This window comes from Aurantivibrio infirmus (assembly GCF_054767315.1).
In genome coordinates this window covers 66,141-80,277 of the sequence record NZ_BAAFSK010000002.1, presented here as the reverse complement: position 1 = coordinate 80,277, position 14,137 = coordinate 66,141, and the positions used below count along the sequence as shown (strand labels likewise).

Below are 14,137 nucleotides of genomic sequence, written 5' to 3'. Positions count from 1 at the left end.
TAACTATAAATTGAGTGTGCCAATTATTCTAAGTTAACGGAGCTGAACTAGAGCTGAACAACTGAAATGGGCTGCCCCAACAGTCACGGAGCAAGATGGTATCTAATCGAGACGTTTTACGCAAAGTGCATTTGTCAGTGACAACATATCTTAACCATGACTGGACGAACTTGTTATTTCCAAGCCAACGCACCACAAAAATCACCAATGAAAACAAATAGATACCCGCAAACGGAATTGATAATTACCCATGAACTAAAATGATATTAATTCTGTCGTCAGGAGGCGTGCTCTAGTTACGAATTGCTCGAAGAAAAGTAGAATAAACGCCACCTTAATTTGCAACGACTAAGCATCCACTTAGTAACAACCAAACGACGAGCATAAATGGCTACCCATGAAGACGACTATTGAGCAATGGCGTATGTTAAAGGCCGTCGTTGAACACGGCAGTTTTGCAAAAGCGGCTGAAGCTATTCACAAAAGCCAGTCGAGCATTAACACCGCAGTTCATAAGCTCCAGCAAATCCTTGGGGTTCAATTATTGCGTGTTGAAGGTCGCCGCACCATTCTGACCGACGAAGGAGTATTGCTATTACGCAGAAGCAACCTGGTATTAGATGAGGTCAGTCGGATTGAGGCAATTGCCGAAAGCCTCGTGCAGGGCGAAGAAACCATCTTAAAAGTTGCCGTCGATGCAGTTTTCCCTTACGCCCCACTCTACTCAGCGTTTCAAGCGATATCCGCTCGTTATCCACATATCAGAGTGGAATTGATTGAAACGATTTTGTCGGGTAGCAACGAATTACTTGAGAATGGTGAAGTTTCGATAGCGATAACCCCACTCGCACCGCGACAATTGCCAGTCGAGTTGTTATGCAGCGTCAATTTCTACGCCGTCGCGGCGCCACACCACACATTGTTTTCAGAGCCCACACCACTTAAACATGAGCAACTGAAATCTCATAGACAAATAGTTGTGCGCGATTCCGCAATTTTAGATAAGAAGGATTCTGGTTGGCTAGGTGCTGAACAACGCTGGACTGTTAGCACCATGGATACATCAATAAACTTAATTTGCGAAGGTTTTGGTTATGCTTGGCTGCCTGAAACAAAAATCGCGCAACATCTAGATAGTGGGGCATTAAAAAAATTACCCCTTGAACGCGGTCAAGTTCGATCGACAGATCTCTTTTTAGTTGTCACCGATGAAGACAAGCTCGGCCCGGTCGCTAAGCAGTTTGCCGAATCACTAAGAAAGATGTAACTCGAATAAAAATTTATGGTGGTTCTTAATTTAGCAATTTAACGTGTTCAATTAATTGCGAAACCAAAGTATCGATTAACATTATTGAATTTTCATCTTCTAATACACCCTGATCATTAAAAGCTTTCCCATAAAATGGAATCGCTACCTGTTGCGGCAACACATTTACTTGAATATTCCCCAACATCATTCGCAAGGGCACTAGCCCCCTGATACCGCCATAGTGACCGGGTGAAGCTGCCGACAACGCGGCGACTTTCCCAGCATATGCAATGAGAGGCTTTTCGTCTTTACTTCCCGGACGTGAAATCCAGTCTAAGGCATTTTTTAATAAAGGAGAAAATGAACTATTGTATTCTGGAGAGGCAATGAAAAGCCCTTGATGTTCCACAAAAATTTGTTTTAGCTTAAGCGCGTTTTTTGGTAAGCCCGATTCTGCTTCATCATCGCCATCATAAATCGGCATTGAGAAATCTTTTAGATCGATAAATGTTGCATCAGCGCCTTTGCTCAGGGCAACTTCATACGCATGCCGCGCCAATTTTTTATTCATTGAATCTTTACGCGCACTACCTGCAAGAAAAAGAATTTTGTTACTCATATTTTGAACCTTTTTTCATTTTTGAATTGCCAAATCAAACAAGAGTATTTCAGCGTCGCTTGTACTCGCCAATGATACTTCGGATATTTTTTCTAATCCAAGACCATCGCCTGCTGCGAGTTTAACGCTGTTGATTATTAGCTCGCCCTTAACCACCTGAACCCAAACCTTACGATCAGTCGCAACATCAAATTTAAGATGCTTATCGACGTCAAGAACTGCAGAATAAATTTCTACATCTTGAGAAATTTGAATCGCACCTTCTCTTCCACTTCCAGAAACAATTAATTTTAATGTATTTTGACGTTCTTCTAGCGCAAAATAAACTTGCTCATAACTCGGATCAATACCTACTCGATTGGGCCGAATCCAAATCTGTAAAAAATGTACGGGCTCAGTTTTTGAAGCATTAAATTCACTATGTTCGATGCCTGACCCGGCAGACATCTTTTGAACTTCACCAGGCTTTATCTGGGAACCATTACCAATACTATCCTTATGGGCAAGAGCTCCACTAATAACATATGAGATGATTTCCATATCTTTGTGCCCATGCGTATCAAAACCACCACCGGGAACAATTCGATCTTCATTAATAACTCTCAATGCGCCAAAACCCATATGTTCTGGATCGTAATAACTGCCAAACGAAAAAGTATGTCGACTGTCTAACCAATCAACGTCTGCTCTGCCGCGACTATCTGCACTTCTAAAATATTCCATTCCAACTCTCTTCTGAAAATTTGTACTTGGAAATCACAATGTAATGGCGCGACATAGTAACGACATTTTCAGAAAAAAAAATTGAATTTAACAGGACTTACCATTCGATTTTGACGAATTGACAAGATAAAGCATAACTAAGGCTGATTGAAACAGTAGAGATGAGGGAGTTAACAGAAGAAATTTTTCTTATTCTATGCTGGCGAGTTCGCCACCTAACAGCTCAGTCATCGAAGAACCCGGATTCACAACAACTCGGTTCCGTCCTTTCCGCTTTGCGGCATACAGCGCTTGATCACATCTTCGCAACCAACTATCTCTGCTATCAGTTGAATGTGCCGCACTAACACCACAACTCACTGTCACTGACGAGCCTTTTACAATACTTGAATCCGAAATGGTTTGTCTTAATTCTTCACCCAAGCTTTCCGCTTGCTGCTCATTTGTATCTGGCAACAGAATAACAAACTCTTCTCCTCCTGCCCTGCAAACACTGTCTAAAACACGGATTCTTGATTTAATTAATTTAACTATTTCGATTAATACATTGTCACCAACACTGTGGCCATGCTTGTCATTTATTTTTTTGAAATGATCGATATCAAGTGTAATCAACGCGGCTTCCGCGCCCAGACGTTCATGCCTTGCAATTAATTGATCGATTTTATCATCCATAAAACGGCGGTTAAACGCACCTGTTAAATGATCTGTGATGGTTAATTTTTTTAATTCATCATACTGCTTTTCAAAAATTCCAGCAGCGATATTAAAAAATACTGCTGTCATCAATAAGGTCGCAGCTACCCGTGCAGTTGCATCAAATGGCAAGACAATATAAGAAGTGATACAAACGCAAATATAAAACAACGTTACTAGATGCAAAGCTGTATTGCGCTCATGTACCCAGTACAAAGCCAAGAGAGTCGGAAAAGCCCAATACACTCCCACCCCGCCTAAACTAAAAATCACGATCACGTTATCAATGATATAGAGAACACTAATTATCTGGGGGTCTATGACGAGTTTATTTATTTTTCGATAGGAAAAAACATTTACAATACAAAGCAAAGCCGTTGAAAGAGGAATTAAAGCGGTAATAAGATCGCCTTTAACTAGCGCCACTAAGGCAAACGGAACGACCAAAAACCCGACCACACAATATATCTGATAGGCCATAAAGGCGCGGTAATTAGATTTTAATTCAATCATAGTAATTCGGGGTCGGGGCAATTAGTGTTCAGCAACTTCCTGTCTTTCTGTAAAAGCTTAGCCTTTGTCATTCTTGCCTATCTATCCACAGATGAACATCTTAAAGAGCTCGGAGCGACTTCAGTATTTCGATTTAATACAGCTGCCTTGATCATAGTGATAGGCGGGTATAATTCTTACCCCAACAAAAACATCAATACGGCGGAAGGTTTCGAATAGAGAGGCAACCCACAATAGTGAGAGAGTGAATTTTAAAGCAAAAGAGCGAGAAAATGAGAACTTGGTCTTATATCAATTTACAATAGTCGCGGATTTGACCGTTGATTAGGTTATATCAATACGCTTCGTCGGCAGTCTAGGCCCAGTTAACCCGATATTTTAGAGATTGCTAACAAAGCAGTTATGTAAGGAATTGCAATGCCCTAGGATCTTCATCGCAAGGTTCATCCAACCACCCTACGACAAAAAAACTTCTCCCTAAGGTCGTTTTCTGATATCGTTAATGATAACAATTCGCATCTGACCTCTTGATAATCCCCCAGGTTTCCCAAATGAATTTAAGGCAGGCTCCCGCCGGTGATAGCTTTCGAGTAACTAAAATTGACTGTGAAGGAGAGATTCTAAGCAGACTGTATGCCCTTGGGGTTTTTCCAGGTGCTGATGTCAAAGTCTTACGCCATGCCCCTCTGGGGGACCCCATTCAATTAAAAGTTGGGCGATCTCTGATAAGTATCAGAAAATTTGAGGCTGAAACCATATCTATAGAACCCGTCAACGTTGAGGTTGCATAGTATGAGCTTCAAGATTGCTTTAGTCGGCAACCCCAACTGTGGAAAGACAACCCTTTTTAATGTGCTCACTGGCGCCCATCAGAAAGTAGGTAATTGGCCAGGTGTTACTGTTGAACGCAAGACTGGGACTTTAAGCTTAGCCAAGCAGCCCATAGAAATTATCGATTTACCAGGTATCTACAACCTCGATCAATCTCACATGGGCATTGACGAGAAAATTGCAAAAAACTTTTTAGAAACAGGTGATTTCGACTTAATCATTAATATTGTTGACGCGAGTAACATAGAACGTAATCTAATTCTCACCCAACAACTCATTGAAAAGAACCTACCAATAGTTGCCGCTCTTAACATGTTAGATGTGGCAGAAAGACAAGGGCTCCACGTTAAAGCTGATGAACTGCAACGTCGATTAGAGATTCCAGTAATTTCTATCGTAGCGTCGCGCCGCCAAGGTGTCGATAAACTCAAGCAAACTCTCACCGAGTTTTTATCTTCCCGCCAAGCAACAGAGAAAACCAAGGCAGAAAACGCCAATAAGAAACCTGTCGTTGATAGCGCTGCTATCGATCTCCCGGGTCGATATCACAAGGCACAAGCGCTTTTAAATGGCGTTATTGAATTCACACCAATAAATCAAACTCTCACCGAAAAAATTGATCGATGGGTTCTAAATCGATATCTCGGCATTCCTTGTTTTTTGCTCATGATGTATCTCATGTTTACGGTAGCCATTAATTTAGGCGCTGTATTTATTGATTTTTTTGATATTTTATTTGCCGCTGTTTTTGTCGACATGACACGCTGGCTATTGGTCGAGATCTCTGCACCGACCTGGTTAACAATATTACTCGCGGATGGACTCGGTGGCGGTATTGTTCTGGTGTCGACTTTTATTCCTGTCATTGGTTTTTTATATTTGTGTCTGTCTTTATTAGAAGATTCTGGATACATGTCACGAGCGGCTTTTGTAGTGGATCGCTTAATGGCGAAAATTGGCTTACCCGGAAATGCTTTCGTACCTCTAATCGTCGGTTTCGGCTGCAATGTTCCCGCCGTTATGGCGGCACGCAGTCTCAATAGAGATAGTGAACGTTTAATGACAATCGCTATGGCACCATTCATGTCATGTGGTGCGAGACTCACCGTTTACGCTTTATTTGCTTCGGCCTTTTTTCCTTCGAACGGACAAAATATTGTTTTCCTTTTGTATTTATTGGGTATTGCTTTGGCGGTTGGAACCGGATGGGTTTTTCGTCGGCAATTATTTCCTGGCGAGGTCTCTCACTCTGTCCAAGAAATGCCTGCATACCACATTCCAGTTGTACGAAATATTTTTATAACGACTTGGTTTCGACTAAAAACATTCGTCTTTCGCGCCGGTAAAACCATCGTCGCCGTTGTGGTGGTATTAAGTATGCTGAACTCCATCGGAGTCGACGGCTCATTCGGTAATGAAGATTCGAAAGATTCCGTATTAAGTGTTATCGGCAAATCAATCACCCCCGCCTTTGGCCCTATTGGAGTCGAAGAAGACAATTGGCCCGCAACAGTTGGACTTTTCACCGGGACTTTCGCCAAAGAAGCTATCGTCGGCACTTTAGATTCACTTTACAGCGAAGCGGAAACCGCAACAGCAGCAGAAATTGAAGCAAACGCAATTCCAGATTTGTTGGCCGCAACCGGCGAAGCACTTACATCAGTTCGAGACGAATTAATGGGTTTAGCTGACACGCTCACCGATCCATTAGGTATTTCAATTGGTGACGTTAGTGATCAAGCAGCGGTAGCGGAAGACCAAGGCGTGAACACATCAACACTTACCAACATGGCAAGTCTTTTCGCAGGCCCCTTTGCGGCATTTTGTTATCTCGTTTTCGTCTTGTTGTATGCGCCTTGTGTAGCGGTACTTGGAGCAATTACGAAGGAAGCAGGCTGGCGATATATGCTAATCGTATTTTCTTGGTGTACAGGTTTAGGTTATTACGTAGCTGCCTTGATTTATCAAGCAGGCACGTTTACACAACACCCGTTATTTTCAGCAATTTGGATCGGAGTATCTTCATTAGTGATGATTGCTGCAATCACAGCATTAAAATCTATGGGTAAACGGGCGATTTCGCAGCCGCAATTGATTGACGTTGTGCAGGTTTAGTTTTGAGAATTTTGATTTTATCAATTTTCTCTTTTGCTAAAATGCTTGGTAAAACTTAAGCCCTAGTCGAATCCGAAAGCTTTTGGTAACACCCCTGCATTAAATGTTCCCCATCGTCTTCCGTCAATTTTTATTACTGAATACACAGAAAAAATTACATTGCCATCAGGCAGTAAAAAAGTAGACATACTGATATCTTTTACTTTCGAGATATTTTTCTTTTCTAATTCGGTAACCGCAAAATACATACTACGGCTCTGCTTACGATCTATTTTAATATCACCAGTTGGCGGTTTCGAAATAGATGTTCGATTCACTGATACATAACCATTCTCGTCAATCGGAAGTGAATACAATACTCCCTCTGTATTTTCCCAGCTATCAATTAGTGCTTGGCTCGCATTCCGCAAAGGCTCATTCCAACAGACGTCATACTTTGGCCATTCACCATTGGGTATCTCCGTATAATTTCTATCCCAAATATCTACGCCTTGATCGAGCAATTGCTTTAAAATATTTTCCATTTTGCTTTGTCGCTGATGCAGTACCTCAATAACATCCTCTAGTACGCCTTTTCCCGTACGCATACGCACCAAATTACGCATCGCCACATTGGCAGCGTCGCGCATTGTCTCTGCTTGGTTATATGCAACATCCATATCTTTGTTGATACTCAAACTTAACTCGCGAATTGCGATGCTGCGCTGTCGCGTTTCCATGTTAGTCGCCGACATTTCTTCGATAGCGGAGCTAATCATTAGCAAGTCAGAATGAGAGGTCTCAAAATCTGTAACCATGTCGGCAAATTTATCCGTCGATGCGCTAATTGTTTTTTGTGCTTTTTCTGCGCTCTCAATCATCTCTTGAGTGCCAGAAGCCGTCTGCGTAACAGCGCCACCCATCTCACCAACCAATTCATCAATGTGATCTGCAGCGCCTCGCACTTTACCGGCTAAGGTTCTCACTTCATCAGCTACTACCGCAAAACCACGGCCATGTTCACCAGCGCGGGCAGCCTCAATTGCGGCGTTTAAAGCCAGCATATTCGTTTGCGCTGCAAACGCCTGGACCGTACCAAGAATCTCGCGAATCTTGCCTGAACTCGACTCCAATCTAACGACGTTACCCGCAAAGTCCTGCATCATATGTGAAACAGAATTAATATCCGTGATCACATCGCCTAGCTCAGCCAAAGAATCACGAGCCAGATCTAAGTTCTTTGAATTCACATCTGCGATTAGGGTACTGCGTTCCGCGAGCTCATGAATAGCATTGGCTGTTTCATCGCTCGATTGAAAATTTAAATCAGACTCTTGTTCTTGTTTTTTGGAGTCATCCCGCGCATTCATCGATAACTTTCGCGCCTCGGCAGATGCCAAGCCCATACTTAAATTATGATGTTGATTTGAATCTAAAATGGCTCGAACTCTTTTTAAAAATAGATTAAATTCTGATGCCATTTGGCCAGTGATCCCAGACGACGAAAGATTCACGTCTTCGGTGAGGTCGCCAATAGGTTGATTGGCTCGTTTCATTGCTTCCAGTACCTTAATAATTGAAACGGTACTACCCACATTGATCCGTACCCAAGCAGTTAGGCTCAGGGAAATCACACCTAAAACGATTGCCAATAGTCTAAGTGGGCCCTCCGAAAGCGCTACAAAGCCAATTAACGTCCCTAGTTGACACAACAATATCCCAGCTAGAGCACCACCTTTGAGTAACACGTTTAAAAATACATTGCCTAGCTTCGAAATCATAAAATTCCCTTGTCGAACGCGAAAACACCTCTCGTCAATAAAATTATAGCCAGGCTATTTAAAGTTGCTGAACATAATAAGCTTTGGAGCCGATTAATTTATTGGAAGATCTGCATATCAGTAACTAGCATCGTTATTTTAATTACTTAACACTATAATAATTTTTAAAGTCTCTTACTTACCCTCTTAAGTGACTGGTTGATGGATCCAGTTTTCTGAGGTAAGGGAGAAGTTAAACTAGTTTTCTGAATAGACGATCGAAAGACGCAGCACGCAGATTAACTCGCACTTCACAAAACTGCCTCTGCTATGAACGATAACGCCAAATATCTACTTGAAGGATTGACTCGACCAGTTAGCCTGCTTAACATGCCATTTTATTGACGCAAGCCAATTGGCATTTTCCTACAAAACTTTTAGAACCCAATAATTATTAACGTAATATGCTTGAAACAATTTCGACCGGAACAATCATCACCACTGACAATAAGTGTAGTCACTGCCAAGGATCCAAATGTTGTCAATACATTACTGAATCAATAGAAACTCCGCGCGGGATACGCGATTTCGATTTCTTACTATGGCAAATTTCACACAAACTGGTTCATATTTATAAAGATTGCGATGGCTGGTATTTATTATTCCTTAGCGAGTGTCAGCACCTTCAAGAAAATGGCCAATGTGGAATTTACGAAAAGCGCCCGATGATTTGCCGGGAACATAGTAACGATCATTGTGAGTTCGACACGAGCATTGAAGAGAGCAGCGAACTTTATTTTCGCGATTACGATGACTTAGATAAATATTGTGAAAAACGATTTAAAAGTTGGCGCCAGCGATTTTAAAAACTGAAGTAAACCTAAAACTTTAACCACCCAAGAACAATAATTAAAACTATGGCATTTCTACTATCTATCGACCAAGGTACAACAAGCTCAAGAGCAATTTTAGTTGATACCGACTCATCGAAACTCACTATTTCACAACAGGAATTTGCACAGCACTTCCCTAACGACGCGTGGGTTGAGCATGATCCCACAGATATTTGGAATACTGTTTTCGCCACCTGCCAAGATGTAATTACCAAGGCGCAAGTTGACGCCAGCGAAATTACTGCCATTGGCATTACCAATCAACGCGAAACAACAGTTGTTTGGGATAGAAAAACCGGCGACGCAATTTACAATGCGATCGTTTGGCAGGATCGTCGTACGAGCAAACTTTGCCAAAAATTAAAAGCTGACGGCAAAGAAGCACTTGTTAGCGAAAAAACAGGTTTACTATTAGACCCCTATTTTTCAGCAACAAAAATCGCTTGGATACTCGATAACGTAAATGGCGCAAGAGAAAAAGCCGAACGCGGCGAACTTGCTTTCGGCACGATCGATACTTACATTCTTTGGAAGCTCAGCGACGGAAGATCACATAAAACCGATGCGACTAATGCAAGTCGGACTGCGTTATTTAATATTCACACACAAAAATGGGATGATGAGCTGCTTGATTTATTTAAAGTACCTGCATCAATGCTGCCACAGGTATGTGATAGCGCTGATGATTTCGGCTTAACAGACCAAAAACTTTTTTCATCTCAAATTCCTATCCTGGCAATGATAGGCGACCAACAATCTGCTCTAGTGGGGCAAGCGTGCTTCCAGGAAGGCATGGCAAAGAGTACCTACGGGACTGGTTGCTTTTTAATTTTAAATACCGGTAGCCGAGCTTTAAAATCGCAATTTAAGTTGCTTACCACTGTGGCCTATCGCCTCAAGGGACAAGTAACCTACGCTTTAGAAGGCAGCATATTTATTGCTGGCGCGTCCATCCAATGGTTGCGTGACGGATTAAAAATTATTGAAAATGCGCAACAAACTGAAGAGCTTGCAAGAGATACTGCCGAAGATCATGGCGTTTTTTTTGTTCCCGCGTTTACGGGGCTAGGTGCGCCTTACTGGGATCCTGATGCACGCGGTGCAATTTTTGGTTTAACACGGGATACCGGGGTAAAAGAAATCGTCACCGCTGGACTACAATCGGTTTGCTATCAAACCAAGGATTTACAAAAAGCCATGGAAAAAGATGGCGAGCGGCCAGAAGTGTTGCGCGTTGACGGTGGTATGGTTGCCAACGATTGGTTGTTACAAAGTCTCGCAAATATTCTCGGTTCAGAAGTAGAACGCCCCACCATTATTGAAACCACCGCACTTGGTGCTGCTTACTTGGCAGGGCTGCAAGCCGGTGTTTTCAAATCCCTCGATGATATCAGCCTACGTTGGCAGTCAGAGCAACGCTTTTCGCCACAATGGCAAAAGCAAAAACGTGATGCGTTCTACTCGCGCTGGCTTGCTGCCGTAGAACACGTAAAAACAAACTGAGCTAAAATTTATTTATCCCCTACCTTTAACTTAGCCCTTCCGGCAAGATTTGTTACAATCGTTCGTTTTGTTGACTGACTGTGAGAATAGGATGAGTAAGGTACTTGAGGGTGTTCGAGTTTTAGATTTTGGTCGCTACATCGCCGGACCATTTTGCGCGGCTTTATTAGCTGACATGGGTGCAGAAGTCATTCGAATCGAACGTATTGATGGCGGTGAAGACCGCTTTACCGCACCGGTCGCTGAAGACGGCAGCGGCGCGGCTTTCATGCAAATGGCTCGCAATAAACTCGGCATGACCCTGAACCCCACCAAACCCGAAGGAAAGGAAGTTGTTCGTCGACTGGTCGAAACCGCCGACGTCGTCATTGCAAACTTGCCGCCGCAAACACTTATTACCATGGGCATTGATTACGAAAGTCTTACCGCGATTAAGCCCGACATCATTCTGACTTGGGGCTCAACCTTTGGAAAAGGCGGCCCCTATTCCGAACGACTCGGCTTTGATGGCCTTGGTCAAGCGATGTCTGGCGGCATGCATTTGTCCGGCCCAGAAGATCATCCCGTAAAAGCAGCAGCCAATTATTGTGATTTCGGTACAGCGTGCTTAAGCGCCTATGGCACCATGGCCGCGCTTTTAGAGCGCAAACAATCCGGGAAAGGACAAATTGTTGAAGCCTCCCTTTTCAAAACCGGATTAAATTTTGTTGGTAATTTTTTAGCAGAACAAAGTGTTCACGGCTACAACCGTAAAGGCACGATGAACCGCTTACAAACAAGCTCACCTGGAGACACCTTAAAAACGAAAGACGGTTGGGTTTTGGTACAAACCGTTGGCGATGCTATGTTCGCGCGCTGGGCGACACTAATGGGCAAAGATGAATGGATTGGTGATGAACGTTTCAAAGACGATATTTCTCGCGGCAACAACGGAGAAATCATCAGCGAATGCTTAGCACAGTGGTGTGGCGAAAGAACAACCGAACAAGTTCTTAAAGAATTCGCGGCAGCGAAACTACCCGCTGGCAGCGTTTATGATTTACAGCAAACCCTAGATGACGAACATGCGGACGCTGTGGGTGCATTTAAATCGGTAGAATATCCTGGCGTTCCAGTCCCAGTTAAAATTGCCGACACCCCAGTGACACTATCGCGGACTCCACCAAGCATTGAGAAAAGAGCGCCCACATTGGGCGAACACACTCATAAAATATTGTCCGAGTTAGGTTATTCAGCAGAAGAGATAAAAAACTTACGAAGCCTGCGAATAATTTAGAAATTTGTAAATAGTTTAAGCTACTCCAATTCAATGTGGAGTCCGCATGCACGAATTTTGATTAACTATATTAATATCCCTAAGCGGGGTGAGATTGAACTCCGCTTTACCTCGTATTCTGATCTAAGCTTTCAGCCTCTCTTTTCAGCACCCCTTGGCGCTCGATTCAGACCAATAGCAAACAAATACGATTCAATTTCAAACGCTAAAGTTCAAGTATTTGGTTGCTAATTACTCATAGCGTTCTATGCTCAAAAGGAGAATGCTTCACTGCAAAAGACCAATCCTTTTTAAATTGAGCTAAATTCGTTGCAGAAAACTATATTACAATCGTTTTTAATAGCCTTTAGCTTTATCTTAAGTTGTTCAGTTCATGCGAACGAAGATCTTGATATATCGGGCTTCGCGCGGATTATAGCTGGCCACCTGGATACTGACGACGCAGAATTCAAAGGCTACGATGACGGCTGGCAATTGCGACCAGACAGCTTACTTGGCATTCAAGCGACCTATAACGCCCTTGATAATCTTTCATTCACAAGCCAAGCGATTTTGCGCGCTGACAAAAGCGATGAATCAGAAATTGAATGGCTTTATCTTACTTATCAACCCATTGAAAATATTCAATTAAAAGTTGGTAAATTACGAACGCCTTTTTTCACCCTTAGCGATGTGACCGATGTAGGTTACGCTTACCCTTGGATCAACCCGCCCCAACAAGTCTATAACGCGTATTTATTCGATACTTTTAAAGGAATCGACATAAATTACGGCTATGCAGGTGAAACGTTCGAAGCAAGTATAGAAATATACGCAGGGCAATATGATGGGGACATAGAGCTAAGTGGCCAAAGCACTGACTACTCTGTTCGCGGCATGAAAGGGATTATCGGAAAGATAAATTTTTCCAATCTGGAATTACGCTTGGCTCGTTACGGTGCCCGAGTAGATTTTGATGACGGTCCAATTACGACATTATCCGATACATTAAATTTATTCGGATTCTCACGTAGTGCTTATTCACTTCGTACTGATGGAGACGTAGACGTTAGTCAAGTGGGATTAGTTTACGATAACCTAAAATATTTTACGCGAGCAGAATGGGTTGATATCCGTACCGATTTAGAGACAGCTCCTGCAGTTAAGAGTCACTATCTAACTCTAGGCTTTTACTTGTCTCCGATGACATTTCATCTTACCTACGCCAACAGTAAAAATTCTGTTGGCACTCAAGAACAAGAAATCCCTATTGGCGTTTCACCCGCATTAGACCAACTAGCCTTCGGATACGATGCAGTATTTAATTCAATTAGTCGCGATAATTTAAAAAGCTGGACCGTTGGCGCACGCTGGGACTTTAGAAAGAATATGGCACTTAAAATCGAACATACTAAATTGAAAGGAAAACCAGGAGAGGATGCATTTTTTGACATTATAAATTCTTCGAATTTTGATCGAAAGGCAAATTTATATCTGATTGGTTTAGAGTGGTTGTTTTAGTATGAATCAGTCGCTTAGAGCTTTGTTAGTTTCCGTGAGTCGACGACACCTCATCGTGAAATTATTATTGATCCTGATTTGCCAGTTAACTTACTCGAATGCTGTGGCGAATGACGCCTTGTCGACAACAGGGCTAATCGTCGTTATTAACACTCCCGGCAATCCGCCTACTTTTACCAAACAACAGATTCGTCATATCTTTATGGGTGGGGCCTTAAGTCGGAAATTTCAAGCTATCAATTTACCATCCGGACATCCTTTGCGCGTGCAGTTTAATACAACAATAATAGGGCTAACTGAATCGAGAATTCAGTCTTATTGGGCACAAATGAAATTTACCGGTCGCAGCAAGCCACCTGCAGAGGTAAAAACTACCGAAGAACTCATTAACTATTTGCTCGCTAATTCTGGAGCTATCGCCTACTTTCCTGTAGGAACTGAGATACCGTCAGAACTCACCATTATCTACCCCTAAATTAT

General features: G+C 42.6%; 12 protein-coding genes. 8 read left to right on the top strand and 4 right to left on the bottom strand.

Annotation, left to right across the window (positions count from 1 at the left end):
- Positions 1-397: 397 nt before the first annotated feature.
- Positions 398-1,267 carry a LysR family transcriptional regulator gene (locus ACYUCY_RS04040; protein ID WP_460225181.1) on the top strand — a complete coding sequence of 290 codons (870 nt, stop codon included), beginning with the start codon at positions 398-400 and terminating at the stop codon, positions 1,265-1,267.
- A gap of 25 nt (positions 1,268-1,292) precedes the next feature.
- On the opposite strand, the gene ACYUCY_RS04035 is transcribed toward ACYUCY_RS04040, so the two are convergent.
- From ACYUCY_RS04035 to ACYUCY_RS04025, 3 genes are all read right to left on the bottom strand, one after another.
- Positions 1,293-1,868, bottom strand: coding sequence for an NADPH-dependent FMN reductase (locus ACYUCY_RS04035; RefSeq protein ID WP_460225180.1), 576 nt, complete (start codon positions 1,866-1,868; stop codon positions 1,293-1,295).
- A gap of 15 nt (positions 1,869-1,883) precedes the next feature.
- Positions 1,884-2,591, bottom strand: coding sequence for a pirin family protein (locus ACYUCY_RS04030; protein ID WP_460225179.1), 708 nt, complete (start codon positions 2,589-2,591; stop codon positions 1,884-1,886).
- A gap of 189 nt (positions 2,592-2,780) precedes the next feature.
- Positions 2,781-3,800 (bottom strand): GGDEF domain-containing protein, encoded by a 1,020-nt coding sequence (locus tag ACYUCY_RS04025; protein ID WP_460225178.1) that lies wholly within the window; start codon positions 3,798-3,800, stop codon positions 2,781-2,783.
- Between the two features lie 551 nt (positions 3,801-4,351).
- On the opposite strand from ACYUCY_RS04025, the gene ACYUCY_RS04020 reads away from it, so the two are divergent.
- Positions 4,352-4,591 carry a FeoA family protein gene (locus ACYUCY_RS04020; protein WP_460225177.1) on the top strand — a complete coding sequence of 80 codons (240 nt, stop codon included), beginning with the start codon at positions 4,352-4,354 and terminating at the stop codon, positions 4,589-4,591.
- 1 nt (position 4,592) lies between these two features.
- On the top strand, positions 4,593-6,746 hold the full coding sequence (feoB, locus tag ACYUCY_RS04015) for a ferrous iron transport protein B (protein ID WP_460225176.1): 2,154 nt from the start codon (positions 4,593-4,595) through the stop codon (positions 6,744-6,746).
- Positions 6,747-6,808: 62 nt separating this feature from the next.
- On the opposite strand, the gene ACYUCY_RS04010 is transcribed toward feoB, so the two are convergent.
- Positions 6,809-8,506, bottom strand: coding sequence for a methyl-accepting chemotaxis protein (locus tag ACYUCY_RS04010; RefSeq protein ID WP_460225175.1), 1,698 nt, complete (start codon positions 8,504-8,506; stop codon positions 6,809-6,811).
- Between the two features lie 443 nt (positions 8,507-8,949).
- Here ACYUCY_RS04010 and ACYUCY_RS04005 point away from each other — a divergent pair, with 443 nt between their 5' ends.
- The 5 genes from ACYUCY_RS04005 to ACYUCY_RS03985 all read left to right on the top strand — a co-directional run bounded on the left by ACYUCY_RS04005 (position 8,950) and on the right by ACYUCY_RS03985 (position 14,132).
- Entirely contained in the window at positions 8,950-9,351 is a 402-nt protein-coding gene (locus ACYUCY_RS04005) for a YkgJ family cysteine cluster protein (RefSeq protein WP_460225174.1), read from the top strand.
- A gap of 51 nt (positions 9,352-9,402) precedes the next feature.
- Positions 9,403-10,881: a glycerol kinase GlpK gene (glpK, locus tag ACYUCY_RS04000; RefSeq protein ID WP_460225173.1), complete on the top strand. Its 1,479-nt coding sequence runs from the start codon at positions 9,403-9,405 to the stop codon at positions 10,879-10,881.
- Between the two features lie 91 nt (positions 10,882-10,972).
- Positions 10,973-12,157 carry a CaiB/BaiF CoA transferase family protein gene (locus tag ACYUCY_RS03995; RefSeq protein WP_460225172.1) on the top strand — a complete coding sequence of 395 codons (1,185 nt, stop codon included), beginning with the start codon at positions 10,973-10,975 and terminating at the stop codon, positions 12,155-12,157.
- 309 nt (positions 12,158-12,466) lie between these two features.
- Complete coding sequence (locus ACYUCY_RS03990) at positions 12,467-13,657, top strand: hypothetical protein (RefSeq protein ID WP_460225171.1); 1,191 nt, start codon at positions 12,467-12,469, stop codon at positions 13,655-13,657.
- A 1-nt stretch (position 13,658) separates the two neighbouring features.
- A complete protein-coding gene (locus ACYUCY_RS03985) occupies positions 13,659-14,132 on the top strand; it encodes a hypothetical protein (protein WP_460225170.1) in 474 nt (157 codons plus the stop codon).
- Positions 14,133-14,137: the final 5 nt, after the last annotated feature.

Coding starts and splice junctions, on each gene's coding strand:
- ACYUCY_RS04035 (WP_460225180.1), bottom strand. CDS start 1,868: ATGAGTAACAAAATTCTTTTTCTTGCAGGTAGTGCGCGTAAAGATTCA.
- ACYUCY_RS03985 (WP_460225170.1), top strand. CDS start 13,659: ATGAATCAGTCGCTTAGAGCTTTGTTAGTTTCCGTGAGTCGACGACAC.
- glpK (WP_460225173.1), top strand. CDS start 9,403: ATGGCATTTCTACTATCTATCGACCAAGGTACAACAAGCTCAAGAGCA.
- ACYUCY_RS04010 (WP_460225175.1), bottom strand. CDS start 8,506: ATGATTTCGAAGCTAGGCAATGTATTTTTAAACGTGTTACTCAAAGGT.
- ACYUCY_RS04025 (WP_460225178.1), bottom strand. CDS start 3,800: ATGATTGAATTAAAATCTAATTACCGCGCCTTTATGGCCTATCAGATA.
- ACYUCY_RS04020 (WP_460225177.1), top strand. CDS start 4,352: ATGAATTTAAGGCAGGCTCCCGCCGGTGATAGCTTTCGAGTAACTAAA.
- ACYUCY_RS04040 (WP_460225181.1), top strand. CDS start 398: ATGAAGACGACTATTGAGCAATGGCGTATGTTAAAGGCCGTCGTTGAA.
- ACYUCY_RS04005 (WP_460225174.1), top strand. CDS start 8,950: ATGCTTGAAACAATTTCGACCGGAACAATCATCACCACTGACAATAAG.
- ACYUCY_RS03995 (WP_460225172.1), top strand. CDS start 10,973: ATGAGTAAGGTACTTGAGGGTGTTCGAGTTTTAGATTTTGGTCGCTAC.
- feoB (WP_460225176.1), top strand. CDS start 4,593: ATGAGCTTCAAGATTGCTTTAGTCGGCAACCCCAACTGTGGAAAGACA.
- ACYUCY_RS04030 (WP_460225179.1), bottom strand. CDS start 2,591: ATGGAATATTTTAGAAGTGCAGATAGTCGCGGCAGAGCAGACGTTGAT.